Genomic DNA, 24,549 nt, shown 5'->3' with positions numbered 1-24,549 from the left:
CGCCGGTGCTACCGCACCCACGCCGGCCGGGGAAGGTACGCCGCGCGGCCGCGCTCGCCGACCTCGACGGCCAGGATCGCCTGGTGGGAGGCGTCGCCGAGCACGGCCGACTGGTTCGCGACCAGCACCCGGGTGCCGTGGAAGGTGGCGCTGCAGGCGGTGTCGAACGGGATCGGCGAGCCGTTGTCGCCGGTGAGCGGTGTCTCGGGGAACCGCCCCAGCTCCTCGCCGTCGGCCGACAGCTCGACCAGCTGGGCCGACAGCCCGGCCATCGCCACGTAGATCCGGCCCGAGCGACCGATGCCGAAGCCGTCGGGCAGGTCGCCGGGCGCGGAGGTCCACAGCGTGCGCAGCTCCCCCGGGGAGCCGTCGGCGTTCACGGGCAGCGACGAGAGATGCCCCCGGGTCGGTGTCGCGGTCGTGGTCTGCTGGGTGATCAACAGGTCGCGGCTGCCGCGGCGGAAGCCGATGCCGGTGGTGCCGAGACCGAGCACCCCCTCCAGCGCCGGCGAGGTGAACCACCGCTCCGGTTCGCGGTCGCGCCCGACCCGCCAGATCACCCCGGCGGCGTAGTCGGTGACGTAGAGGGCGCCGCCCGGGCCCCAGGTGGCGTAGTTGGGCACCGCGCCGTCGGGGAAGCGGGCCAGCGTGCGGAAGCGTCCGGTGCGCACGTCCAGCGTCAGCACCCGAGGCTTGGAGGTCTCCAGCAGCACCAGCCGGCCGCTGCGCGTCTGGTGCGCCACCTGCACGCCGTGCTCGCCGTCGCGCACCTGCCCCGGCATCGGCCACGAGCGCAGCAGCGTGCCGTCGCCGGTCCACTCGAACACCCGCGACGGCACGCCGGTCGCCTGGCTGTTGACGTAGGTGCCGGCATAGACGCGGCCGTTGGTGTGCTTGTGCACGTACGCCGGGTAGCCCGGCGACGGCACCCGGGCGAAGACCTCGGTCGCCCACCGCTCCGGCTCCTCGGCTGCGGCCGAGGCAGCGGTCGGCACCGCGAGCAGGGGTGCCAGCAGGGGGAGGCCCGCGACCAGGACGGCCAGCAGCCGCCTCATCGCAGCCGCTCCAGCACCTCGACGGCGGCGCGCTGCCCGGCCCGGACCGCGCCGTCCATGTAGCCCGACCAGTAGGTCGCGGTCTCGGTGCCGGCCCAGTGCACCCGGCCGAACGGCTGCCGGATCGCCGAGCCCAGGCTCGCCAGCGTGCCCGGGGCGTGCATCGCGGTCGGTCCGCCGCGGGTCCAGCGCTCCTTGGTCCAGTCCTGCTCGGTGTACTCGATCGGGTGCAGCGCCTGCTCGCCGAAGAGCGCCGCGAAACCCTCGAGCACCGCACGCTTGCGCTCGGCCCGGGGCAGCACGCCGTACTCCCGCCAGGTCGAGCCGCCGACGAAGGCCAGCAGCACCCCCGGCTCGCCCTTCTTCGGGGAGTTGTCGAACACGACCCGGGCCGCGCCGGCGTCGTTGATGCCGAAGCCGTTGAGGCCGGCCTCGCGCCAGAACGGCGTCGGATAGACCGCGTCGCACTTCATCAGCTGGCCCATGTCGGAGCGCCGCAGCAGCTGCAGCCGCCGGGTCGGCAGCCGGGGGAACCAGTCGATGTCGAGCACCAGCGGCGGGGGAGCGGCCACGATCACCCGCTTCGCGCGCACCCGGCCGCGGCCGGTGTGCACCACGGCCCGGCCGTCGCGCTGCTCGATGCGGCGCACCGGCGCGGCCAGCGCCACGATGTCGCCGAGCCTGCGGGCCAGTCGGTGCGGGATCAGCTGGGAGCCGCCCACGAACCGCTGCTCCTGTGCGCCGTTCGCGGTGTCGGAGTTGCGGGCGAAGGTGCCGACGGTGGTCTCGTTGCCCGAGCACGCGACGTACCACAGCGTGAACAGCAGGGAGATCTCGTCGGGGTCGGCGCCGAAGCCCGGCTGGGTCCACGACTTGATCAGGTTCACCACGCCGGGGGCGTTGACGCTGTTGCGCCGGATGAACTCGCCGAGCGTCATCGCGTCCCACTCGGCAGCGCTCGGGTGCGCCCACGGGGCGGAGACGTCGATCTCGGCGGCGTAGCCGTCGATGCGCTCGATCAGGAGCGCGGCGTCGAGCAGGATCGTGGGGTCCGGCGGCACCGTGCCGGAGTACTCCTGGCGGCCGGTCAGCGAGGAGATGTAGACGCTGTTGCCGGTGTTGTACTCGGCGAAGGTCGGCACCTTCAGCTCGCGGGCCAGCGCCAGGATGTGGTCCTGGGTGGGCCCCACGAACGCGCCGCCGGCCTCGATGACACCGCCCGAGCGCAGCCGGTGGTTGAGCACCCGGCCGCCCACCCGGTCGCGGGCCTCGACCAGCAGCACGCTGCGGCCGCCGCGAGCCACGTCGCGGGCGGCGACCAGGCCGGAGATGCCGGCGCCGACCACGACGACGTCGACGCTCCTCGGCAGCGCGCTTTGCCGGCCGGCGAAGGCCGGCCCGGTGAGCTCCTCGAACCCGCCGACGCCGAGTGCCGTGCCGAGAGCGGCGCCGCCGAGCAGGGTGCGGCGGGAGAGCCGGCCGGCGATCGGGTGCACCGGCGTGACCGGTGTCGTGGCGAGGGGGAGGGAGCGGGGCGGCGAGGGGTCCATGGGAGCTCCAGGGCGCTGGGCGGAAACAGTTCGGAAACAAAACACGAACATGTGTCAGGTTCGGTTCCGGCACCCTACTATGGCGGGCATGCCGACGGAATCCCCTCGTCTCGCCCCGCCCCCGGCGGACGCCGGCCTCGCCGCGCGCCGGCGGGTGCCGACCCAGGAGCGCAGCCGGCGCCGGGTCGAGCGGATCCTCGACGCCGCGGCCGAGCTGGTCTGTGCCCGCGGAGTGGAGCAGGTCACCACCCGCGACATCGCGCTCGCCTCCGGGGTGCCGGTGGCCTCGCTCTACCAGTACTTCGCCGACAAGGACGAGGTCTTCCTCGCCCTGATCGAGCGCGACATGGCCGAGATGGACGCCCAGGTCCTCGCCGACGTCGCCGCCCTCGAGGCCGACCTGACGGCGGCCGGGGAGGCGGTCACGGTCGCGACGCTCGTGCGCACGATCATGAGCGCGTTCGTCGCCGTCTATCACCGCCGCCCCGCCTTCGTGCAGATCTACCTGCGCGGCCGCACCAACCCGGCCGTGCACGCCTACGGACGCCGGCACAACGAGCAGATCGCCGCCACCCTCACCGGCTACGCCCGCCAGACGGGCCTCGCCGGGCCCGAGCTCACCGACCGCAAGGCCCAGCTCGCCGTCGAGGTCGGCGACCGCGTCTTCCAGCTCGCCTTCGAGCACGACGACCACGGCGACCCCGAGCTCGTCGAGGAGGGGATCACCCTGGTGACCGCCTACCTCGAGCGGTACGCCGCCAGCCCTCACGCCCGCTGAACCCGCCGCCCGCCCCACCCACGAGGAGACCCCGTGACCACCCAGTCCCCGATGCGCGTCGCCGCCGTCGGCGTCCACGTGCTCGACACCCACGTGCTCGGCGTCGAGTCGATCCCGTCCGGCTCCGACGGGCAGGTCGTCGAGACGATCCGGCTCTCGGCGGCTGGCACCGCCGGCGGCACGGCCCTGGTGCTGGCCCGGCTCGGTGCCGACGTGCGCTGCCACGGCGCGCTGGGCCAGGACCCGATCGGCGACACCCTGCTGGCCCTGCTCGGCCGCGAGGGCCTCGACACCTCCGGACTGGTCCGCAAGGCGGAGCAGCAGAGCTCGGCGTCGGTGATCCCGGTGCGGCCCAACGGCGACCGCCCCGCGTGGCACTGCATCGGCGCCAACGGCGCGTTCACCCTCGACGACCTCGACCTGGCCGCGCTCGAGGGCATCACCCACCTGCACCTCGGCGGCCCCGAGTTCCTCGGCGGCGAGGCCGCCGGCCGGCTGCTCGCCCACGCCCGCTCCCTGGGCGCCACCACCTCGGTCGACATCCTCGCCCCCGGCGACCCCGACATGCTGGCCTGGATCGCCGACGCCCTCCCACACACCGACCACCTGCTGCCCAACGACGAGCAGGTGCGCGGCTTCACCGGCCACGACGACCTCGCCGACGGCGCCCGGGCGCTGCTCGACGCCGGCGCCGGGTGTGTCGCGCTCACCCAGGGTGCCCGCGGGGCACTGGTCGTCGACGCCTCGGGCGCGACCACCGTGCCGGCGTACGACGTCGAGGTCGTCGACACCACCGGCTGCGGCGATGCGTTCTCGGCCGGCTACCTGCGCGGGCTGGCGCTGGGCCGCGACCCGGTCGACGCCGCGCGGCTCGGCTGCGCCACCGCGGCCCAGGTCGCCGGCGGCGTCGGCACCGACCACGGCCGCTACGACCTCGACACCGTGCTCGCCTTCGAGGCCGCGGCGCCGACGCGTTAGCGCCGCACCGGGTGGTAGAGCCGCTCGACGTACCTGGCGGTCAGCACCTCGCGCAGCCGCGGCGGCGCGGCGTCGAGCAGCACGCTGATCGAGGCCATCCGCTGCGGCAGCGGCACGGCCTCCACCGCTCCACTGTCCGGCCCCGGGCCGGCCAGGCCGGCCGCGACCAGCAGCCCGTCGAAGTCGCGGTCGCTCATCGTGTCGGGGTCCAGCCGGTCCAGCAGGGCCAGGATGCCCTGGTCCACCCGGGCCGGTCCGGCGGCGCGGGCCGCCGCCACCGAGCTCCGCAGCGCCGCGAGGCAGTCGTCGACGTGCGGCAGCGTGGCCGCGCTGACCGTCAGGTGCAGCGTCGGCGGGTGGCCGTGCCAGGCCATCTGCGGCTGGACGTACCACCCCCGCTCGCCCATCTCGTCGGCCAGCGTGAACACGTCGCAGCTGCCGTCGGTGCGCAGCGCCAGCAGCGTCGCGTCCGGGGCCACGACCAGCTCCAGGCCCGGCACCTCCGCGATGCCCCGGGCCAGCCGGTCGACCGCGTCGAGACACTCGCGCGCCAGCTGCCGGTAGCCGTCGTCGCCCAGCGCCTGCACGGTCGCCCACGCGCCCGCGACCGGGCCGCCCGGCCGGGTCGAGGACATCGTGGTGTTCACCATCGTGTAGCCCGGCCACTGCGCGGTGGTGAAGTAGCTCGGCCGGCGGCCGGCCGCGTCGCGGAACAGCAGGAGCGAGGCGCCCTTGGGGGTGTAGCCGTACTTGTGCAGGTCCATCGAGATCGACGAGACCCCCGCCACCGCGAACGTCCAGGCCGGGCGGACCAGCCCTAGCTGGTCGGCGTACGCCAGGATCCAGCCGCCGATGCAGGCGTCGACGTGCAGCGGCACCCGCTTCGCCGACGCGGCCGCGGCGATCCAGGCCACCGGGTCGATCACGCCGTGGGCGTAGGACGGCGCCGAGGCGACCGCGAGCACGGTGTGGGCGTCCATCGCCGCCGCCATCGCCCCCACCTCGGCGCGGAACTGCCGATCGACGGGGGTGAACACCGGCTCCACGCCGAAGTAGCGCGCGGCCTTGAGGAACGACGGGTGCGCGGTCTCCGGCAGCACCATCCGCGGCCGGGCCACGTCGGGCCGGGCATCGCGGGCCGCCTGCACCGCGAGCATGATCGACTCGGTGCCGCCGGAGGTCACCGTGCCCACCACCGACCGCGGGGCGTCGAGCAGGTCGCAACCGAAGCCGACCAGCTCGTTCTCCATGCGCAGCAGGCTGGGGAACGCCGAGGGGTCCAGGCCGTTCGAGCCGGCGTACGCCGCGACGGCCTCGGCCGCCGCGACCTGGACGTCGGCGCGGCCCGAGTCATAGACGTAAGCGAGGCTGCGGCCGCCCCGTAGTGCCGTGTCCAGCTCCTGGAGCTCTCGCAGGTGCGACCGGGTGCCGAGCATCGGCCCTCCCCCGATCCGCAGCCTCGCTTGCGTCTCGCCCTCCCAAGCGAGGGCACCACGGTAGGTCGGCGGCCCCGGGCCGAGGGTCCCGCGAACGGTCAACAGATTTGGCCCGATCGGGGTCTTGACAAACGGTGTGGCCGCTCGCTCCTCACGTCTGCGTCGTCGTCGGGTCGCGGATACGACCCAGATGTGAGGAGCGAGAGAGTCAGCGGGGGGTGGGCCGGCTGAGCCGGTCCAGGAACGCCAACAGCAGCGCCTCCCGCAGCGCCGGCGAGGCGAGGTCCAGCAGCGCGTTCACCTCCGCCATCCGGGTCGGCAGCGCCAGCTCACCACTGCTGCCGCCGCTCCGGTCGGTGCCCGCGTCACCGAGCAGCCCGGCCGCGGCGAGCAGTCCGTCGAAGTCGTCGTCGCCGAGAGCGGCCGGGTCCAGCGCGGCCACGAACGCCGCCACCTCCGGGTCGACCCGCACCGGCCCGGCGCTCACCGCCGCCGACACCGACTCCGCCAGCGCCACCAGGAAGTCGTCGACGGCCTCGAGCGTGGCCGCGCTGACCGAGAGGTGGATCGTCGGCGGCTGCCCGCGGTAGGAGAGCTGCGGCTGGACGTACCAGTCGCGGGCGGCCATCTCGTCGCAGATCGTGAACGCGTCGCAGGCGCCGTCGGGGGACAGCGTGACCAGCGTCGAGTCGGGCTCGGCCACCAGCCGCAGGTGCGGCTGCGAGGCGATGCCGGCCACGATCCGGTCGACGGCCTCGAACGCGGCACCGGCCAGCCGCAGGTAGCCGTCGTCGCCCAGCGTGTTCACCACCGCCCACGCGCCGGCCAGCGGACCGCCCGACTTCGTCGACTGCATCGTCGAGTTCAGCATCGTGTAGCCCGGCCAGTCGGCGGAGGAGAACAGCTGCGGACGGCGCAGGGCGGGGGTGCGGTGCAGCAGCACCGAGGTGCCCTTCGGCGCGTAGCCGTACTTGTGCAGGTCGACCGAGATCGACGTGACCCCCGGCACCGCGAACGTCCAGGCGGGTACGCCGCGCCCCAGCCGCGCGGCGTACGGCAGGACCCAGCCGCCGATGCAGGCGTCGACGTGGCAGCGGAGGCCGTGGTCGGCGGCGAGCGCGGCCACCTCGGTCACCGGGTCGACGACCCCGTGGGCGTAGGACGGGGCGCTGGCGACCACCAGGACGGTGCGCTCCACGTCGGCCTCCACCGCCGCCCGCATCGCCGCCGGGTCGGCCCGGAAGTCCGGACCCACGGGGACCCGCACCGTCTCGACACCGAAGTAGTGCGCGGCCTTGTGGAACGCCGGGTGCGCGGTCTCGGGGATCACCATTCGCGGCCGGTCGACCCGCCGGGCGTCGCGGGCGGCCTGCACGGCCAGCAGCACCGACTCGGTGCCTCCGGAGGTGACCGTGCCGGCGACGGTGTCGGGGGCGTCGAGCAGCCGGGCCGCGAACGCGACCAGGTCGTTCTCCATGCGCAGCATGCTCGGGAACGCGGTCGGGTCCAGGCCGTTGGTGCCGGCGAACGCGGCGACCGCCTCGCGGGCGACGCGGTCCAGCTCGGGCATGCCCGCGTCGTAGACGTAGGCGAGGGTGCGCCCGCCGTGCACGGGCAGGTCGCCCGCCTGCAACTCCTTGAGTCGAGCCAGCACGTCGCTCACGGCACCTCCAGGTGGTCGGGGGTCTCGGGGTCGCGGGCGTCGACGTCGTCGGCGTCCAGGGAGTAGCGGGCCAGCCAGAACAGACTGGCCAGCACCAGCACGGCGGGCAGCACCGAGAAGCCCAGCACGATCGCGGTCAGCGCCGAGTCGGGCTGGGCCGCCTCGCCGTCGGTGCTGGAGACATAGCCACCCGCGGCCAGGATCAGCGCGTAGACGCCGGGGCCGAGCGCCAAGCCGAGGGTCTCGCCGGCGGTCCAGACGCCGGTGTAGACGCCGACCCGGTTGCTGCCGGTGCGCCGGGCGTCGACGGCCGCCGCGTCGGGCAGCATCGCCATCGGGAAGACCTGGCAGCCGGCGTAGCCCACCCCCACCAGCGCCACCGCGGCGAAGACCATCCCCTCCGGTGCGGACCGGGCCACGGCGGCGAGCAGCGCCCCGGTCGCGAGCACCAGCGACGCGGCCAGGTAGCCCCGCTTCTTGCCGACCCGGGCGCCCAGCCAGGCCCACGCGGGGGTGAGCACCAGCGCCGGGCCGACGAAGCAGACGAACAGCACGGTGGCCGCCGCGGTGCTGTCGAGCACCTCGCCGGCCAGGTAGTCGACGCCCGCGAGCATGCAGCCGGTGGCGAGCGCCTGCACCACGAACGTGGTGAGCAGCAGCCGGAAGTCACGCGCGCCGGCGACCACGCGCAGCTGGTCGCGCAGGGTGCCGGCGCCGGGCCCCACCGTGCCGACCCGTCCGTGGCGGGTGCCGAGGTAGGCGCCGACCACGCCGACGGCGATGATCACCGCCATCACCACGCCCATCACCCGGTAGCCGTCGCGGCCGCCGATCCCGTCGCGGATCAGCGGCGCGGTCGCGCCGGCCAGCATGATCGTGAACGCCAGGATCGCGACGCGCCACGTCATCAGCCGGGTGCGCTCGTCGTAGGAGTCGGTCAGCTCGGCCGGCATCGCGACGTAGGGCACCTGGAAGAACGCGTACGCCGTCGCGGCGGCCAGGAACAGCGCCAGCACCCACAGCGCCTCGAGGGCGCGCGAGTCGACGTCGGGTCCGGCGAAGATCAGCGCGAACGCCGCGGCGAGGGCCAACCCCGCGCGCAGCAGCCAGGGCCGGCGTGGCCCGCGGGGGTCGACGGTGCGGTCGCTGATCCGGCCGGCGACCGGGTTCAGCAGCACGTCCCACGCCTTGGGGGCGAACACGATGAACCCCGCCGCCACCGCCGCGATCCCGAGCGAGTCGGTCAGGTAGGGCAGCAGCATCAGCCCCGGCACTGTGCCGAACGCGCCGGTCGCGACCGAGCCGAGCCCGTAGCCGACGCGGACCTCGCGCGGCAGTCTGGTCGTCACAGCGGCAGAGGACATGCGGGGCACCCTAGTGCCCCCGGTGGCTCGCCGAAGCGTCAAGGATTCCCGCGAATCCGCGGCGCGTCGCGGAACGGTTGACGCGTCGATCGGATCAGCGAGCCAGGGAGCGGGACCCCGCGGAGCCGTATCGCCGAGACGGGTTGGTGCCGATCGCATCGGGGTCGGGCTTCGGTGCGCGGCCGGCCGCCTTCGTGGAGGCGGACCTCTTGGTCGTGGCGGCCCGTGGCGCCGCCTTCTTCGTGGCGGTCTTCCGCGACGCCGCCTTCTTCGTGGCCGCCGACTTCTTCGCTGAGGTCTTCTTCGCGGCCGGCTTCTTGGCGGTCGCCTTCGCGGCAGTCTTCCGGGCGCGCGTCCCGGCCCGCGGCGCGAGCCCGGCAGCCGACCACTGGTCGAACCACTCGTCGAGCACCCGCCAGGTGGTCTCGCGTGCCGCGCGGCCGGTGAGCATGCCGAGGTGGCCCCCCGGCACGATCTCGAAGCGGACCTCCGGCGAGCCCTCGAGCAGCGGGAGCACCGCCCGCACCGCACCCACCGGGGCGATGCCGTCGCTGGCTCCGGCGAACACCAGCACCGGCACCCGCACGTCGGCCAGCGCGATCGTGCGTCCGCCCAGCTCCATCTCGCCGGTGCGCAGCGCGTTGCCCTTGATGAAGCGGTGGTAGAGCTGGCCGAAGCTGCGACCCGGGTAGGCGATCATGTTGGCGGTGAACCGGTCGACCGCCTCGATCTGCGCGAGGAAGTCGGTGTCGTCGAGGTTGACCGCGACCGCCACCGGCTTGGTGACCAGCTTCTGGAACGACGACAGCTGGAAGGCCCACCGCACCACCGGCTGCGGGGCGCCGCCCATCGCCCGGTAGGCGCGGGTGATCAGGCCCCGCCCCTCGGTGAGGTTCAGCAGCGGGCGCAACGGGGCGACCAGCGGCACCTGCGAGACGTCGACGGGGGAGCCGACCACGCTCAGCGAGGCGATCGGCAGATCGGGCGAGTCGGCCGCGGTGAGCATCGAGAAGATGCCGCCCAGGCTCCAGCCCACCACGTGCACCGGCCGCCCACCGGCGTGCGCGGAGGCCCCACGCACCGCCTCCGGGAGCACCTCGTCGATCCAGTGCTCCATGCCCAGGGAGCGGTCGCGGAAGGACACCTGGCCGTACTCCACGACGTACGTCGGGCGGCCGCCGCGGACCAGGTGCTCGACGACCGAGCAGTCGCGGCGCAGGTCGTAGCAGAGCGCCGGCGCGGCCAACGGGGTGACCAGCAGCACCGGATCGCCCTGCTCGGTCACGCCGGCCGGCAGGTGGTAGCGGTACAGCTGTCGCAGCGTGCCTTCGTCGATCAGGCTGCGGGGCATCGGCCGCAGGTCGGCGATGCCGCCGTAGAGCAGCTTGTGCGCGACGTTTCCGGCGGCGGCGACCACCTGGTCGGGCTTCGGAACGAGGTCCATCGGGTGTCCCCTGGATGCTCTGCTCGGTCGGACCCGTGGGCACGGGCCACGTGGGCAACGTACCTCGCCCCAACGCCGCGCGGGCCGGGTTGGTCACGCCTGCCTGGGGTGATCGCCGCCACCGATCCGGGCCGCGCCGGGCATGTAACGCGGTGTCCGGGTAGCTGTCGCGGTGTTGTAGCACCGCACCAGTTGCCTGGACACCGCGTTACAGCGCTTGCGGCATCACGCTCTCGGTGTCACGCCTGGCGCTCGCCGTCGACGGGAGGCTGCTCGGGGTCGGGTCGGGGACCGGCCATCAGCTCGGAGACCTCGGCGCGCAGGGCTGGGCCGAGCTCGCCCCATCCGGGCTCGTAGGCATACAGCTCACGCAGCGGACGGCGGGTGCGGGTGCCGTCGAGCAGGTCGATGTCGTCGGGGGTGATCAGGCTCGGGTGCGCCACCCCCACCGACTCGCTGAGCTTGACCAGGTCGCGCCGCAGCGAGGTGAGGTAGTTCGCGGCCCGCACCGACTTCAGCTGTGGGTCCAGTCCGCGGACCAGCCACGGGTTCTGGGTGGCGACGCCGGTGGGGCAGGTGTCGGTGTGACACTTCTGCGCCTGGATGCAGCCGATCGCGAGCATCGCTTCGCGCCCCACGTTGACCATGTCGACACCCAGCGCGAACGCCACCGCGGCGTTCTCGGTGAGCCCCAGCTTGCCGGCACCGATGAACGTGACGTCGTCGGTGAGGCCGGCCTGCGCGAACCGGCGGTAGACCTCGCTGAACGCGACCCGGAACGGGTAGGCGACGGCGTCGGCGAAGATCATCGGCGCCGCGCCCGTGCCGCCCTCGCCGCCGTCGATCGTCACGAAGTCGACGCCCCGGCGCCGGTCGGCCATCTGTGCGACCAGCTCGTCCCAGAAGTCCAGGTGCCCCACCGCCGCCTTGACGCCCACCGGCAGCCCGGTCTCCTCGGCCAACAGCTCGACGAAGTCGAGCATCGAGTCGACGTCGTCGAAGGCGGTGTGTCGGCTGGGGGAGGCGCAGTCGACGCCCGGCTCGATGCCCCGGATGCGGGCGATCTCCTCGCTCACCTTCGCCCCCGGCAGCATCCCGCCCAGCCCCGGCTTGGCCCCTTGCGACAGCTTGATCTCCAGCGCCCGCACCGGCGCCGACGCGATGGTCTCCTTGAGCCGGTCGAGGTCGAAGCGGCCCTGAGCGTCGCGGCACCCGAAGTACGCCGTCCCGATCTGGAAGATCAGCTCGCCGCCGTGCCGGTGGTAGGGCGAGATCGCGCCCTCGCCGGTGTTGTGCAGGCAGCCGGCGAGCGCCGCCCCGCGGTTGAGCGCCTCCACCGCCGTGCGCGAGAGCGAGCCGAAGCTCATCGCGGAGATGTTCACCACCGAGCCCGGCCGGAACGCCAGCCGGCGTCCGCGCGGACCGCCGAGCACCTTCGCCGACGGCAGCGGCACCTCCTCGCCGGCGTGGGGCGCGGTGGGGGCGCCGGGGCCGCGGAACGTGCGGTGCTTGATGACGGGGTAGCCCAGGGCGTTCTCGACGTCGTTGTCGGTGCCGAACCCGAAGTAGGAGTTCTCCAGCTTCGAGGAGGCGTAGATCCAGCGGCGCTGGTCGCGGCTGAACGGCCGCTCCTCGTCGTTGGAGGTGACGATGTACTGCCGCAGCTCGGGGCCGAACCGCTCCAGCTGGAAGCGCAGGTGCCCCAGCAGGGGATAGGTGCGCAGGATCGCGTGCCGGCGCTGGGTGACGTCGTGGGCGGCGAGGGCGCCCAGCGCGGCCGCGCCCATCGCTGCGGCCCGCTTCCATGCACTCCCGGAGCTCATGGTCGAGCGTTACCCGATTCCGGCAGCGGCACGCAGCTCAGCACGCAGCTGAGCACGCAGCTCCGCCGGAGCCGAGCAGGTCCGGCCTCCCGTCGCCGACGGTCACAGCCGGCGGGCCGGCCGCACCACCTTGTCGTGGGTGAGGTCGCCGTCGTTCAGCTCGGTGAGGAAGTCGTCGGCCCAGGCGGCCACGTCGTGCTGGATGACGGTCTTGCGCATCGCCCGCATCCGCCGGGCCAGCTCCTTGTCGTCGGCTCGGGCAGCCCCGACCAGCGCGCTCTTCATGCCGTTGATGTCGTAGGGGTTGATCAGGTAGGCCTGGCGCAGCTCCTCGGCGGCGCCGGCGAACTCCGAGAGCACCAGCGCGCCGGTGTTGTCGTGGCGGCAGGCGACGTACTCCTTGGCCACCAGGTTCATGCCGTCGCGGTAGGGCGTGACGACCATGATGTCGGCCGCCCGGTAGAGCGCCGCCATCTCCTCGCGCGGATAGGAGGAGTGCAGGTAGGAGATCGCCGGCCGGCCGATCCGCCCGTAGTCGCCGTTGATGTGGCCGACGAGCCGGTCGATGTCGTCGCGCAGCAGGCGGTACTGCTCGACCTGCTCGCGCGACGGCACGGCGACCTGCACGAACACGGCGTCCTCGACGTCGAAGTGGCCGTCGCGCACCAGCTCGCCGAACGCGCGCAACCGTGCGTGGATGCCCTTGGTGTAGTCGAGCCGGTCGATGCCGAGGAACACCTTGCGGGGGTCGCCGAGCGCCTCGCGGATCTCGGCGGCACGCTCGACGACGGCCTCGGAGCGGGCGAGCTCCTCGTAGCCGGCGGTGTCGATCGAGATCGGGAACGCCCCGGCGCGCACCGTGCGGCCGTCGGGGAGGTAGATCAGGTCGCGGTGGGTCTTGTGGCCGACTCGCTGCCGGACCAGGCGGACGAAGTTGGCCGCGGCCCCCGGCAGTTGGAAGCCGACCAGGTCGGCGCCGAGGAGCCCCTCCAGGATCTGACGTCGCCAGGGCAGCTGCTGGAAGAGCTCCGCGGGCGGGAACGGGATGTGCAGGTAGAAGCCGATCCGCAGGTCGGGGCGGAGCTCGCGCAGCATCTGCGGCACCAGCTGCAGCTGGTAGTCGTGGACCCACACGGTGGCCGACTCCGCGGCGTGCTCGGCGGCCAGCTCGGCGAACCGGCGGTTCACCGAGACATAGGAGTCCCACCACTCCCGGTGGAACTCCGGCTTGGCCACCAGGTCGTGGTAGAGCGGCCACAGCGTGGCGTTCGAGAACCCCTCGTAGAACTCCTCGACCTCCTGCGCCGTCATCGTCACCGGCACCAGGTCGAGGTCGTCGGCCTCGAACGGCTCCATCCGGTCGTCGCGACCGCCGGTCCAGCCGATCCAGGTGCCGTCGTTCTCCCGCATCACCGGCTCCAGCGCGGAGACCAGCCCACCCGGCGAGGGGCGCCAGCTCGTGGTGCCGTCCGGCTCGCTCACCTGGTCGACGGGCAGCCGGTTGGCGACGATGACGAGGGCGGCGGGGCCAGGGGAGGTCACGCCCCCCACCCTAGTGAGGTCGGTCCAGCCCTCCGGAGGGTCGTGGGTCCCGCCGGTCGAGGGCGATCGCCGGATATCCGGCGATTCAGCCGGCCGGACTGTCGGGCTGGCCCCACCCCCGGCTGTCGGGCTGGCAGGATCGTGCCGAGCGCTCCGCAGGACGACGCTGGAGCCATGACGACGCTCCACTTCGCAGATCCCTCCTCACCCGAGGACCAGACCGTGGCCGACACCCCCTCCCTCGCCGACGGCCCTGCCCACGCCACACCGACCTGCCGCCCCGGCGACGCACGGCAGGCCGACCCGCCGAGCGGCGTACGCCGGGTGCTGCTGGAGAGCGCGTACGCCCTGACCGCGTTCCCGATCGCGCTGCCGGCGTTCGTGCTCGTGGTCGTCGACCTGGCCCTGGGGCTCGGCCTGTCGATCCTCATCGGCGGGGTGCTGCTGCTGACGCTCGGGGTGATGGTGGCCCGCGGCTTCGCCCGGCTCGAGCGCTACCGGCTGCGCACCTGGCTCGGCCGGCCGGCCCCGTCGCCGGCCTACCTGTGCCCGCCCTCGAGCACGCCGTTCTGGTCGCGGATGCTCGCGCGGCTGCGCGATCCGCAGTCGTGGCTCGACGTGGTGTGGGCAGTGGCCGGACTGGTCACCGCGATCGTGGCCTGGGCCGTGGCGCTGGTGTGGTGGGCGGCCGTGGGGGCAGGGTTGACCTACTGGTTCTGGCAGCGCTGGATCCCGTTCGAGGAGAACAACGACTCGCTGGCCGAGATCCTCGGCCTCGGCGACGGCCGCACCGCGGAGAGCCTGCTGAACCTGGCGATCGGCACGTTCGCTCTGCTCACCCTGCCGTGGGTGGTCCGGGCGGTGACCTCGCTGCACGCCGGGATGGCCTCCGCGCTGCTCTCCAGCCGCGCCGAGCTGCAGCACCAGGTCTCGCGGGAGCGTGGCGGCCGCGCGGCCGCCCACGTCGCCGAGGCCGACTCGCTGCGTCGGCTCGAGCGCGACATCCACGACGGCCCGCAGCAGCGGCTGGTCCGGCTCACCATGGACCTCGGGCGTGCCAAGCGGCAGCTGGCCGAGGACCCGCGGCAGGCGCAGGAGACCCTCGATGCCGCGCTGGCCCAGGCCCGCGAGACCGTCGACGAGCTGCGCTCCCTCTCCCGCGGGATCGCCCCGCCGCTGCTGGTCGACCGCGGACTCGCCGCCGCGTTGGAGGAGGTGGCGCTGCGCAGTCCGGTCCCGGTCGAGCCCCGGCTCGACGTGCCGGCCGAGCTGCCCGCGCACGTCGAGACCGCGGCGTACTTCGTGGTGGCGGAAACGCTCACCAACGTCGCCAAGCACAGCGGCGCCGACCGGGCCCGCGTCGTCGTCGGGTCCGCGGCGGGGCAGCTGGTCGTCACGGTCACCGACGACGGCGTCGGCGGCGCCCACCCGGCCAAGGGGTCGGGGCTGGCCGGGCTGCAGCAGCGGCTGGCCGGCGTCGACGGGACACTGGCGGTCGACTCGCCCACCGGCGGCCCCACCACGGTGACCGCCCGGATCCCTCTGCGAGGCTGACCGCGTGACCGAGCGCCTGCGGATCGTCGTCGCCGACGACTCGGTGCTGCTGCGCGAGGGGCTGCACCTGCTGCTCGCCGAGGCCGGCCACGAGGTGGTCGCCTCGGTGGGCGACGGCCCGGCGACGGTGGCGGCGGTGCTCGAGCACCGGCCCGACCTGGCGCTCGTCGACGTGCGGATGCCGCCGAGCCACACCGACGAGGGCCTGCGCGCCGCGGTCGAGATCCGGCGCAGCTGGCCGGGGGCGCGGGTGCTGGTGCTCTCGCAGTACGTCGAGCTGTCCTACGCCGACGACCTCTTCGCCGCCGGCGAGGGCGGGGTGGGCTACCTGCTCAAGGACCGGGTCTCCGACGTCGACGACTTCCTCGCCGCCCTCCAGACGGTCGCAGCGGGCGGCACCGCGCTCGACCCCCTGGTCGTGCGGCAGCTGATGGGGCAGGCAGGCGCCCGCCGCGACGACCCGCTCGCGGCGCTGACGCCGCGCGAGCGCGAGGTGCTGGCGCTGATGGCGGAGGGTCGCTCGAACGCAGCGGTCGCCGAGCAGATGACCGTGACCCTCGGTGCGGTGGAGAAGCACAGCCAGCGGATCTTCGCCAAGCTCGGGCTGCTGCCCGACGACGCTCAGCACCGGCGGGTGCTGGCGGTGCTGCGCTACCTGCGCGCGGGCGCCTGAGCCGGGTATCGAGCGGGCCGAGGCGTCGATCGTTCCCCGACACGCCGCCGAAAGGCGGGAATCAGTGACGGGTCGGCGTCAGTCGACGGAGTAGTGGACGCCGATCTGGTCGCGCAGGGCGTCCATCTGGCGCATCAGCGTGAGGGTCTGGTCGTGGGGGACCAGCGGGCTCTCGAGCAGGCCGGCGCGCAGGCAGCGCTGCACCTCCAGCGCCTCGTTGCCGTAGCCCTGGCCGATCACCGGCTCCTCGCCGGCGATGCGCACCGGCTCGCCGCGGCCGGTCTGGCCGTCCTTGCTGGTCCAGCCGCCGGCGAACGGGGTGAACTCGGCGTACGGCGGGTGGTGGAACTCTGGCATCTCGATCCGGCCCAGGTCGGTGGCGATCCAGGCGGTGCTCGAGGACCACGAGGTCATCGAGGCGGTCATCGTGGCCAGGGCGCCGCCGGGGTAGCGGCCGGTGATCGCGACGTCGAGGTCGATGCCGCGCTCGGAGAGCGCCGCGGTACCGTGCAGGTGCTCGGCCTCGCCCAGCAGCAGGTGGGAGACCGTCAGCGGGTAGATGCCCATGTCGAGCAGCGCCGAGGCGCCGAGGGCGGGGTCGAACATCCGGTCGTCGGGGCCGGCCTCGACCTTGAACCCGAGCTCGGCGTGCACGTGCCGGGCGGTGCCGAAGCGGCCGTCCGCCAGCGCGGCCCGCACCGCGCGGACCACCGGGTGGCAGGCCATCCACATCGCCTCCATCAAGAAGACCCCGCGCTCGCGGGCCAGCGCGACCATCCGCTCGGCCTCGGCGACGTTGAGCGTGAGCGGCTTCTCGCACAGGACGTGCTTGCCGGCCTCGATCGCCATCGTCGCGTCCTCGTGGTGCATGGCGTGCGGGGTGGCGATGTAGACGACCTCGACGGCGGGGTCGGCGACCAGCGCCTCGTAGGAGCCGTGGGCGGCGGCGGCGCCGTACTCGGCGGCGAACGCGTCGGCGGAGGCCTGCCGGCGCGAGCCGACCGCGGCCAGCCGGGCGCCGGGTACCTGCGCGAGGTCGCGGGCGAAGGCGTGGGCGATCTTGCCGGTGGCGAGGATGCCCCAGCCGACCGGAGCGTCGGACGAGGCGGCTGGCTCGGTGGTCATGATCGCGACCCTACGCGCCGTCCAGACCGGTGCGCAGGCGGCCGCGACTCGCCGCGGGCGAAATCTCCCGTCCGAATCACAACGGTGTGGTTCCGTTGACTACAGTGAGGCACCGACACCACCGCTAGCCCGGCCGCACCCGCCGCTAGCCCCAGACCAGCACCACCACCGGGAGACTGCGCATGGACGCCGCGAACGCCCTGTCCGGCCACGACGACGCTGCCGGAACCCCCCACCTCAGCGACCGCGACCGCGACATCCTCGAGTTCGAGCGCCAGTGGTGGAAGTACGCCGGCGCCAAGGAGACCGCGGTCCGGGAGAAGTTCGATATGTCCTCGACCCGCTACTACCAGGTGCTCAACGCGCTCATCGACCGTCCCGAGGCGCTCGAGGCCGACCCGCTGCTGGTGCGCCGGCTGCGCCGGCTGCGGGCGGAGCGGCAGCGTCAGCGCTCGGCGCGCCGGCTCGGCTTCGAGGTCTGAGGTGCTCCGCCTGCTGAGGCTGCGCGACGAGCGGGGAGTGGTGCTGCCCTCCCCGGTGGTGATGCTGAGCATCCTCGCGGTGGCGATGGCGGCGTTCGCCTTCGTGGCGACCCGCGGCGGCGAGTCGCCCGAGCGCGAGGTCGCCACGGTCTCCCAGCCGGGGGCCACCTCCACGCCGGCGGCGAAGCCGTCGAAGGAGCCGAAGAAGCCCAAGGTGCCCCCGGTGAAGCGGGGCAAGGTCTACGTCGAGGTCTACAACAACTCCGGCATCACCGGCCTCGCCGGACGCGTCGCCGGCACCGCCGGCAGCGCCGGCTGGCAGGTCGTCGGCACCGACAACTGGTACGGCGGCAACATCCCCGCCAACACCGTCTACTACCCCCGGCGGCTCGAGCGCGCCGGCAAGCTGCTCGCGCTCGATCTGGGCATCGACCGGGCTGTGCCCGCCGTCGACCCCATGCGGCTCGACCGGCTCACGGTCATCCTCACCGGCGAGCTGTAGGCGCACCGTTCGCCCGGAGGTCGGACGGCGCGCATCCCCGCGTGTCCTCGCATGGTTGGGTTGGGACCATGGACTTCACCTCCGCCGACGGTGAGCGCAAGTACGCCGAGCTGGTCGCGGCGGCGTCCCGCACCGTCGTCGGGCTCGACTTCGACGGCACGCTGTCGCCGATCGTCGACGACCCGGAGTCGGCACACATCCACCCCGACGCCCGCGACGTCCTGGTCGAGCTCGCCGAGCAGGTCGCCGCGATCGCGGTGATCACCGGCCGGCCGGCCCGCAAGGCGCTCGACCTCGGTGGGCTGGAGGAGGTCGGCAACGCCATCGGCGAGGCCGGCAAGGAGCTCTACCTGTTCGGCCAGTACGGCCACGAGCGCTGGAGCTCCACCCGGCGACGGATCGTCTCCCCGCGCCCGCCCACCGGGCTGGCCTCGTTCCTGCGCGAGCTGCCCCGCCTGCTGCGCCGCGCCGAGGCTGCCGAGGCCTACGTCGAGGACAAGGGCCTCGCGTACGCCGTCCACACCCGCCGGCTGCCCGACCCCGAGGCCGCGTTCGAGCGGCTGCTCCCGCCGCTGCGTGAGCTGGCCGAGCGCCACCATCTGGTGCTCGAGCCGGGCCGCAACGTGATCGAGGTGCGCTCGCCGGGCATGCACAAGGGGAGGGCCGTCGAGACGCTGGTGGCCGAGCTGGGCGCGGGCGGCTTCGTGTTCGCCGGCGACGACCTCGGCGACCTCGAGGCGTTCGAGGCGGTGACCGCGCTCGGCAAGGACGGCATGCCGACGCTGCTGGTCTGCTCCGCCTCGTCGGAGGAGAGCGCCCTGGTGCCGCTCTCCGACGTGGTCGTGAAGGGGCCCGAGGGTGTGCTGGCCTTCCTGCGCCAGCTCACCCGCGACGCCGCTGCCGTCTAGCCGCCACCCGGCCCTCGTGGCGTGCGGCCCGCGTCGTCTGCCTCGGACGGCCGGACGGCGGACCGGCCACACACGGCTCCCAACATGTGAGACAAGAGTCCAATATCCGGACCCCGGTTGGGTTGAACGTTCCATTCCGGCATACGCTGCTCCTGCTCATCGAGAGGGACTGAGGGAACGGCCCAGTGAAGTCCCGGCAACCGCCACGAGCCTCCGCCCACCGCCAGCCGGCGCGACGACGGACGTGGAAACGGTGCTAATTCCGGCCCGGTGCGAGGTCCGCACCCGGGGAAGATGAGGAGGAGGTCACTCATGAGCGCTGTTGTCACCGAGACCGAGGTCCGCGCACCGGGGTCCGCAGGCCTGCGCGAGGGCGCCTTCGGCAACGCCACCGGCCTCTCCTGCCGCGAGTGCGGCCACGCGACCGCGCTCGGGCCCTTCTACGCCTGTCCGGAGTGCTTCGGCCCGCTCGAGGTCGCCTACGACTTCCCGGCCGTGACCCGGGAGGAGATCGAGGCCGGCCCGCGCAACATCTGGCGCTACAAGGCGCTGCTGCCGGTGCCCGACGACATCGAGCTGAGCCCCAACACCGAGCCCGGCTTCACCCGGCTGCTCAACGCCCGCAACCTCGGTCGCGAGCTGGGGATCGAGAACCTGTGGGTCAAGGACGACTCGACCAACCCCACCAACTCGTTCAAGGACCGGGTCGTGGCCTGCGCGCTCAGCGCCGCCCGCGAGCTCGGCGCCAAGGTCTTCGCCTGCCCCTCCACCGGCAACCTCGCCAACGCCGTCGCCGCGGCCGGTGCCCGCGCCGGCATCAAGACCGTGGTGTTCATCCCCAGCGACCTGGAGAAGCCCAAGCAGGTCAACTCCGCGGTCTACACCGACTCGCTGGTCGCCGTCGACGGCAACTACGACGACGTCAACCGGCTCGCCTCCGAGATCGCCGGCGAGGAGGACGGCTGGGCGTTCGTGAACGTCAACGTGCGCCCGTTCTACGCCGAGGGGTCCAAGACCCTGGGCTACGAGATCGCCGAGCAGCTCGGCTGGCGGCTGCCCGACCAGGTGGTCATCCCGGTGGCGTCCGGCTCCCAGCTGACCAAGGTCGACAAGGCGTTCCAGGAGCTGATCGCCCTCGGTCTGGTCGAGGAGAAGCCCTACCGGATCTTCGGCGCGCAGGCCGCCGGCTGCTCGCCGGTCTCGGCGGCGTTCAAGGACGGCCACCAGGTGGTGCGCCCGGTCCGCCCCGACACGATCGCCAAGAGCCTGGCCATCGGCAACCCCGCCGACGGCGTCTACGTGCTCGACGTGTGCCGCCGCACCGGCGGCGCGGTCGAGGACATCACCGACGATCAGGTCCGCGAGGGCATCCTGCTGCTCGCCCGCACCGAGGGCATCTTCACCGAGACCGCCGGTGGTACCACCGTGGGCGTGCTGAAGAAGCTCGTCGAGACCGGCCAGCTCGACCCGACCCTCGAGACCGTCGTGATCAACACCGGCATGGGCCTGAAGACCCTCGACGCGATCGCCGACTCGGTCGGGCCCGCCGCCACCATCGCCCCGTCGTACGCCGCGTTCGCCGCCACCGGCATCGCCTGACGACCCGGCGTCCCTGCCCCCGTCACCCCCTGAGCCAGGAGCAAGCAACAGCCATGAGCGTCTCCGTCCGGATCCCCACGATCCTGCGCACCTACACCGCCGGCGAGTCCGAGGTGAGCGCCGACGGCGCCACGCTGGCCGAGGTGCTCGACGACCTCGAGAGCCGCTATGCCGGCATCCGCGCCCGCATCCTCGACGACGCGGGCGCGTTGCGCCGGTTCGTCAACGTCTATGTCGGCAACGACGACGTCCGGTTCCTCGACGACCTGGCCACGCCCACCCCGGCGGGCACCCAGGTGTCGGTGATCCCGGCCGTCGCGGGCGGCTGCTGAGCGCTCGTCCAGCCCGGCTGGTGTGGACCGGGCCCGCGGTCGCGCGCATTCCGGCGGCGCCAGCCGTGACCCGGGATATCCTGCGTGCAGGCGGTCTCGGCCCAGTCGGCCGCCGTTGTCGGGGGAAGTCGTGGAGAACGCCGAGCTGTTGCTGGCCACCTGCCGCCACTGGGCGGCGGGGGAGCCGGGCCACGCCGTGCTCGACGCGGCCCTGGAGCGTCGCGGCATCGTCAGCCGCTGGGCGGTGTGGGACGACCCGTTCGTCGACTGGAGCAGCGCCCGGATGGTCGCGGTGCGCTCCACCTGGGACTACGACGCCCGGCTGGCGGACTTCCTCGGTTGGGCCGGCAGCGTCGGGCCCGGCCTGCTGCACGGTGTCGAGGCGTTCCGGTGGAACACTGACAAGTCCTACCTCCTCGACCTGGCGCGCACCGGCCTGCCGGTGGTCCCGACGCTGATCGCCGACAACGCGGTCGACCTGCGGGGCGCGATCGCCCGGATGGCTCCCGCCGTGGTGAAGCCGCGCGTCGGCGCCGGTGGCCGCGGCATCGTGGTGGTCTACGACGCCGGAGGGTGGCTGCCGGTCGAGACCCATGGCGCCTGGGTGGTCCAGCCGCTGGTCACCTCGGTCATGGACGAGGGGGAGGCCTCGGTCTTCGTCATCGACGGCAAGCCCGTCAGCCAGCTGCGCAAGGTGGCCAGTCGCAAGGACATCCGGGTGCAGGAGCGCTACGGCGGCACCTCCTATCTCGTGCCGCTCGACCCCCGGGCGGCGGTGCTGGCCGTCGATGCGATCGCCGCGGCGACCGAGGTGCTCGGGGTCGAGCTCGTCTACGGCCGGGTCGACATGCTGCGCCACGAGGGCAAGCTGGTGGTGGGCGAGGTCGAGATCACCGAGCCCGGGCTCTACCTCGACCACCTGCCCGAGAACGCCGATCGCTTCGCCGAAGCGGTGCTGAGCCGCCTGCGCCGTTAGCGTGGGGTGGTGCCCACCGACGACGTCCTCCTGGTCACCTTCCAACTGCTGCCCGACGGGGAGCCCGACGGCGAGATGCTGATCGGCTCCCTGGCGGAGCGGGGCGTCTCGGCCCGCTGGGTGGTCTGGGACGACCCCCGGGTCGACTGGGGTGCGGCCCGGCTGGTCGCCGTCCGCTCCGTCTGGGACTACCACCGTCGCTGCGGCGAGTTCCTGGCCTGGGCGGAGCGGGTGGAGGCCGCGACCAGGCTCCTCAACGGCGCGACCGCCTTCACCTGGAACGCCGACAAGTCCTACCTGCTCGACCTGGCCTCCCGGGTCGCGGTGGTGCCGACCGAGCTGCTCGACGACAGCTCGCTGGCCGCCGGCCTGGCCGGGGCGCTGGAGCGGCACGGCACCGTGGTGGTCAAGCCGCGCACCGGCGCCGGCGGCGTCGGCCTGGTGGTCTGCTCCGCGACCAACGACCCGCGACTCGAGGGCCTCACGGCCGGGCCCTGGGTGGTGCAGCCGCTGGTCGACACGGTGCGCGAGCGGGGCGAGGTCTCCGTCTACGTCCTCGACGGCCGGGCGGTCTCGCAGGTCGACAAGCAGCCCGGTGCCGGCGAGGTGCGGGTGCACGAGCTGTACGGCGGCCGCTCGCAGGAGGTGCCGCTCGACCCCGCCCTGGCGGTGGTCGCCGAGGAGGCGGTGCGGGCTGCCGGCGCCCACCTGGACGCCGACCTGAGCGCCGATCTCTGCTACGCCCGGGTCGACCTGATGCACTGGCAGGGCCGCTGGTCGGTCAGCGAGCTGGAGCTGATCGAGCCCGGTCTCTACCTCGACGTCGTCCCCGGCAACGCCGACCGGTTCGCCGACGTCGTCGCCACGCGGCTCGGCTGACGCAGGCACCTCTCCAACCTTCGCGGCGCCTGCTGCGTTGGAGGGGCATGAGGAGCAGCAGGGATCCGGGAGGCGGGCGACGACGTGTCCGCGGCTGACCGCGAGGCCTTCACCCGCTGGGCGGACCAGCGGCAGCTCGCGCTGCTGCGGGTGGCCGTGCTCGTGTGCGGCGACCACCACCGGGCCGAGGACCTCGTCCAGGACGCGCTGACCCAGGTGGCGCTGCGCTGGCGCCGACTCGCCGACGGGCATCCAGACGCCTACGCCCGTCAGGTGATCGTGCGCGGCAACATCTCGTGGTGGCGCAAGCACCGGCGCGAGGTCGTCACCGGGGTGCTTCCCGAGCGCCCCGCGGCCCCGGAGGGCTCGGCCAGCGACCGGCGGATCGCGCTGGACCGGGCTCTGGGCCTGCTGACGCCGAAGCAGCGCGCGGTGATCGTGCTCCGCTTCTACGAGGACCTGCCCGAGCGGGAGGCCGCCGACGCGCTCGGGGTGAGCGTGGGCACCGTGAAGAGCCAGACCCACCTCGCCCTGCGCCGGCTGCGCGAGGGCTCGCCCGACCTGGTCGAGATGCTGGAGGACGTGCGATGACCGACCGAGAGCTGCACCAGCTGCTGCACGAGCGCGTCGCCGACGTCGACTGGGCGGGTGGTCGCGAGGTGACCGCGAGCGCCTGGGAGCGCGCCGGACGGATCCGCCGCCGGCGGGCCTCCGGCGTCGCGGCGGGTGCCGCCGCGGCGGTGGCCGCCGTGGCCGTCGCCCTCGCCGGCGTCCCCGGCCTCGACCGATCGGCGCCGCCCTCGGGTCCGGCGCCCGGTCCCTCGTCGCCGCAGACCCCCGGCGACGGCGCCGACTCCCCGGCACCGGACGCCGTCGCGCCCGGCCGGCTGCCGGGCGCCGACCGCACCGCGCCGAACGCCCGGTTCCGCGGTTGGCCGGTCTTCCACGGCCCGCTGCCCTCGGAGGAGGAGGCGCTGCCGCGGGTCGCCTCCCCGTTCCCCCAGGTCGTCGACCTCTCCGGCCCCGCCCCCGCCCTCGGCGAGCAGCCGATCCGCGCGGCCCTGGCGGCGTACGCGCTGGTCGACGGCGAGGGCGGACGCCGGCTGCTGCTGCTCGCCCCCGACGGTTCGTTGCGCAGTGTCGACGTCTCGCAGGTGCCGCCCTTCGACGACGGGTCGGGCTCCGATGTCTCGGTGGCCCACGAGGCCGTGCTGTCGCCGACGGGGCTGCACCTGGCCTTCCCGCAGCCGGAGAGCGTGCTCGTGCTGACACTGGCGACCGGCGAGTGGCGCACCGTCGACACCGGTGACGCTCCGACGGTCGGGCTGCGCTGGCTCGGCGAGCACGACCTGTGGCTGCCGCCGTCGAGCCAGGGCGGCGCGGGCCCGCTCTACGACGTCCGGACCGGGCGCCGGGTGGGCGCGCTGCGCCAGGAGGGTCCCGAGGGGCCCTTCGGCGCGGGTGCCTCCTACGGCCGGTGGCGGTCGAGTGCGGGCGGCACCGCGCAGAGCTGGACCGGGGTGCCCGACCTGCCGTTGCCGCCCGGCCAGAGCGGGCTCGCCGAGGTGCTGCTCGTCGAGGGCTGGGAACCGGACGACGGCGCGTTGCTCGTGCTGGGCTCGTCCGGGTCGGGGGAGGGCGCGCGACCGGGGCGGTGCTGCGGAGTGCGGTTCTGGCTCGACGAGCAGACGGTGGTCTACCAGTCCGACCAGGCGCCGCACCGGCTGGTGGCCTGGCGGGTCGGCAGCCGCGCCCTGGGACTGGTGGCCACGATCGAGGGGGTCGACACCGAGCGGGAGGAGCTGGTCTCCAGCTATGCCCTCCTCGCTCGCTGATATGTAGGTGCCCGCTGTCAAGGGCAGGGTGAGGCGCCCGTCGTGGATGCC

General features: G+C 73.7%; 22 protein-coding genes and 1 riboswitch. Of the genes, 13 read left to right on the top strand and 9 right to left on the bottom strand.

Annotated features, from left to right (window positions below; translation table 11 throughout):
* Positions 1–8 precede the first annotated feature (8 nt).
* Both D6B71_RS18560 and D6B71_RS18555 read right to left on the bottom strand, forming a co-directional pair.
* Positions 9–1,055 (bottom strand): SMP-30/gluconolactonase/LRE family protein, encoded by a 1,047-nt coding sequence (locus D6B71_RS18560; protein ID WP_121257861.1) that lies wholly within the window; start codon positions 1,053–1,055, stop codon positions 9–11.
* Complete coding sequence (locus D6B71_RS18555) at positions 1,052–2,605, bottom strand: flavin monoamine oxidase family protein (protein WP_121257859.1); 1,554 nt, start codon at positions 2,603–2,605, stop codon at positions 1,052–1,054. Before D6B71_RS18555 ends, D6B71_RS18560 begins: the two co-directional genes overlap by 4 nt.
* 88 nt (positions 2,606–2,693) lie before the next feature.
* Between D6B71_RS18555 and D6B71_RS18550 the strand changes: the two genes are divergently transcribed.
* Together D6B71_RS18550 and D6B71_RS18545 are read left to right on the top strand one after the other, a co-directional pair.
* Complete coding sequence (locus D6B71_RS18550) at positions 2,694–3,383, top strand: TetR/AcrR family transcriptional regulator (protein ID WP_164519737.1); 690 nt, start codon at positions 2,694–2,696, stop codon at positions 3,381–3,383.
* 33 nt (positions 3,384–3,416) lie between these two features.
* A complete protein-coding gene (locus D6B71_RS18545; RefSeq protein ID WP_240641549.1) occupies positions 3,417–4,361 on the top strand; it encodes a carbohydrate kinase family protein in 945 nt (314 codons plus the stop codon).
* Here the strand turns inward: D6B71_RS18545 and D6B71_RS18540 are convergent.
* From D6B71_RS18540 to D6B71_RS18515, 6 genes are all read right to left on the bottom strand, one after another.
* On the bottom strand, positions 4,358–5,797 hold the full coding sequence (locus D6B71_RS18540; protein WP_121257855.1) for a pyridoxal phosphate-dependent decarboxylase family protein: 1,440 nt from the start codon (positions 5,795–5,797) through the stop codon (positions 4,358–4,360). The two genes, D6B71_RS18545 and D6B71_RS18540, sit on opposite strands and share 4 nt — an antisense overlap.
* Positions 5,798–6,005: 208 nt before the next feature.
* A complete protein-coding gene (locus tag D6B71_RS18535) occupies positions 6,006–7,460 on the bottom strand; it encodes a pyridoxal phosphate-dependent decarboxylase family protein (protein WP_121257853.1) in 1,455 nt (484 codons plus the stop codon).
* Complete coding sequence (locus D6B71_RS18530) at positions 7,457–8,824, bottom strand: MFS transporter (protein WP_121257851.1); 1,368 nt, start codon at positions 8,822–8,824, stop codon at positions 7,457–7,459. Before D6B71_RS18530 ends, D6B71_RS18535 begins: the two co-directional genes overlap by 4 nt.
* A 94-nt stretch (positions 8,825–8,918) precedes the next feature.
* The gene (locus tag D6B71_RS18525; RefSeq protein ID WP_121257849.1) at positions 8,919–10,268 is read right to left on the bottom strand and encodes an alpha/beta fold hydrolase; all 1,350 of its coding nucleotides are present in this window, start codon (positions 10,266–10,268) and stop codon (positions 8,919–8,921) included.
* Positions 10,269–10,507: 239 nt separating this feature from the next.
* On the bottom strand, positions 10,508–12,091 hold the full coding sequence (locus D6B71_RS18520; RefSeq protein ID WP_121257847.1) for an FMN-binding glutamate synthase family protein: 1,584 nt from the start codon (positions 12,089–12,091) through the stop codon (positions 10,508–10,510).
* Between the two features lie 102 nt (positions 12,092–12,193).
* Complete coding sequence (locus D6B71_RS18515) at positions 12,194–13,633, bottom strand: alpha,alpha-trehalose-phosphate synthase (UDP-forming) (protein ID WP_240641548.1); 1,440 nt, start codon at positions 13,631–13,633, stop codon at positions 12,194–12,196.
* Between the two features lie 174 nt (positions 13,634–13,807).
* On the opposite strand from D6B71_RS18515, the gene D6B71_RS18510 reads away from it, so the two are divergent.
* Together D6B71_RS18510 and D6B71_RS18505 are read left to right on the top strand one after the other, a co-directional pair.
* Entirely contained in the window at positions 13,808–15,187 is a 1,380-nt protein-coding gene (locus D6B71_RS18510) for a sensor histidine kinase (RefSeq protein ID WP_121257843.1), read from the top strand.
* 16 nt (positions 15,188–15,203) lie between these two features.
* Positions 15,204–15,860 (top strand): response regulator, encoded by a 657-nt coding sequence (locus tag D6B71_RS18505; RefSeq protein WP_121257983.1) that lies wholly within the window; start codon positions 15,204–15,206, stop codon positions 15,858–15,860.
* A 78-nt stretch (positions 15,861–15,938) separates the two neighbouring features.
* Here D6B71_RS18505 and D6B71_RS18500 read toward each other — a convergent pair whose 3' ends face one another.
* The gene (locus tag D6B71_RS18500; protein WP_121257841.1) at positions 15,939–16,985 is read right to left on the bottom strand and encodes a Gfo/Idh/MocA family oxidoreductase; all 1,047 of its coding nucleotides are present in this window, start codon (positions 16,983–16,985) and stop codon (positions 15,939–15,941) included.
* Positions 16,986–17,167: 182 nt separating this feature from the next.
* On the opposite strand from D6B71_RS18500, the gene D6B71_RS18495 reads away from it, so the two are divergent.
* The 9 genes from D6B71_RS18495 to D6B71_RS18455 all read left to right on the top strand — a co-directional run bounded on the left by D6B71_RS18495 (position 17,168) and on the right by D6B71_RS18455 (position 24,498).
* A complete protein-coding gene (locus D6B71_RS18495; RefSeq protein ID WP_121257839.1) occupies positions 17,168–17,467 on the top strand; it encodes a DUF3263 domain-containing protein in 300 nt (99 codons plus the stop codon).
* 1 nt (position 17,468) lies between these two features.
* A complete protein-coding gene (locus D6B71_RS18490; RefSeq protein WP_240641547.1) occupies positions 17,469–17,969 on the top strand; it encodes a LytR C-terminal domain-containing protein in 501 nt (166 codons plus the stop codon).
* Between the two features lie 68 nt (positions 17,970–18,037).
* On the top strand, positions 18,038–18,877 hold the full coding sequence (gene otsB / locus D6B71_RS18485; protein ID WP_121257838.1) for a trehalose-phosphatase: 840 nt from the start codon (positions 18,038–18,040) through the stop codon (positions 18,875–18,877).
* Positions 18,878–19,030: 153 nt separating this feature from the next.
* A riboswitch (SAM riboswitch) is annotated at positions 19,031–19,178 on the top strand.
* A gap of 11 nt (positions 19,179–19,189) precedes the next feature.
* Complete coding sequence (thrC, locus tag D6B71_RS18480) at positions 19,190–20,476, top strand: threonine synthase (protein WP_121257835.1); 1,287 nt, start codon at positions 19,190–19,192, stop codon at positions 20,474–20,476.
* A gap of 53 nt (positions 20,477–20,529) precedes the next feature.
* Positions 20,530–20,808, top strand: a complete 279-nt coding sequence (locus D6B71_RS18475; protein WP_121257833.1) for a MoaD/ThiS family protein — start codon at positions 20,530–20,532, stop codon at positions 20,806–20,808.
* Positions 20,809–20,938: 130 nt separating this feature from the next.
* Positions 20,939–21,784, top strand: a complete 846-nt coding sequence (locus D6B71_RS18470) for an ATP-grasp domain-containing protein (RefSeq protein ID WP_121257832.1) — start codon at positions 20,939–20,941, stop codon at positions 21,782–21,784.
* A gap of 9 nt (positions 21,785–21,793) precedes the next feature.
* Complete coding sequence (locus D6B71_RS18465; RefSeq protein WP_126688318.1) at positions 21,794–22,663, top strand: ATP-grasp domain-containing protein; 870 nt, start codon at positions 21,794–21,796, stop codon at positions 22,661–22,663.
* Between the two features lie 84 nt (positions 22,664–22,747).
* Entirely contained in the window at positions 22,748–23,254 is a 507-nt protein-coding gene (locus tag D6B71_RS18460) for a SigE family RNA polymerase sigma factor (RefSeq protein ID WP_121257828.1), read from the top strand.
* Positions 23,251–24,498, top strand: coding sequence for a hypothetical protein (locus D6B71_RS18455; RefSeq protein WP_121257826.1), 1,248 nt, complete (start codon positions 23,251–23,253; stop codon positions 24,496–24,498). Before D6B71_RS18460 ends, D6B71_RS18455 begins: the two co-directional genes overlap by 4 nt.
* Positions 24,499–24,549 lie beyond the last annotated feature (51 nt).

The organism is Nocardioides ferulae (assembly GCF_003660455.1).
GTDB classification, from domain to species: domain Bacteria; phylum Actinomycetota; class Actinomycetes; order Propionibacteriales; family Nocardioidaceae; genus Nocardioides; species Nocardioides ferulae.
Note: the sequence above shows the minus strand (reverse complement) of the source record. Positions and strands in the feature narration are given on the sequence as shown.

Coding starts and splice junctions, on each gene's coding strand:
- D6B71_RS18560 (WP_121257861.1), bottom strand. CDS start 1,055: ATGAGGCGGCTGCTGGCCGTCCTGGTCGCGGGCCTCCCCCTGCTGGCA.
- D6B71_RS18555 (WP_121257859.1), bottom strand. CDS start 2,605: ATGGACCCCTCGCCGCCCCGCTCCCTCCCCCTCGCCACGACACCGGTC.
- D6B71_RS18550 (WP_164519737.1), top strand. CDS start 2,694: ATGCCGACGGAATCCCCTCGTCTCGCCCCGCCCCCGGCGGACGCCGGC.
- D6B71_RS18540 (WP_121257855.1), bottom strand. CDS start 5,797: ATGCTCGGCACCCGGTCGCACCTGCGAGAGCTCCAGGAGCTGGACACG.
- D6B71_RS18530 (WP_121257851.1), bottom strand. CDS start 8,824: ATGTCCTCTGCCGCTGTGACGACCAGACTGCCGCGCGAGGTCCGCGTC.
- D6B71_RS18525 (WP_121257849.1), bottom strand. CDS start 10,268: ATGGACCTCGTTCCGAAGCCCGACCAGGTGGTCGCCGCCGCCGGAAAC.
- D6B71_RS18520 (WP_121257847.1), bottom strand. CDS start 12,091: ATGAGCTCCGGGAGTGCATGGAAGCGGGCCGCAGCGATGGGCGCGGCC.
- D6B71_RS18510 (WP_121257843.1), top strand. CDS start 13,808: ATGACGACGCTCCACTTCGCAGATCCCTCCTCACCCGAGGACCAGACC.
- D6B71_RS18500 (WP_121257841.1), bottom strand. CDS start 16,985: ATGACCACCGAGCCAGCCGCCTCGTCCGACGCTCCGGTCGGCTGGGGC.
- D6B71_RS18495 (WP_121257839.1), top strand. CDS start 17,168: ATGGACGCCGCGAACGCCCTGTCCGGCCACGACGACGCTGCCGGAACC.
- otsB (WP_121257838.1), top strand. CDS start 18,038: ATGGACTTCACCTCCGCCGACGGTGAGCGCAAGTACGCCGAGCTGGTC.
- thrC (WP_121257835.1), top strand. CDS start 19,190: ATGAGCGCTGTTGTCACCGAGACCGAGGTCCGCGCACCGGGGTCCGCA.
- D6B71_RS18475 (WP_121257833.1), top strand. CDS start 20,530: ATGAGCGTCTCCGTCCGGATCCCCACGATCCTGCGCACCTACACCGCC.
- D6B71_RS18455 (WP_121257826.1), top strand. CDS start 23,251: ATGACCGACCGAGAGCTGCACCAGCTGCTGCACGAGCGCGTCGCCGAC.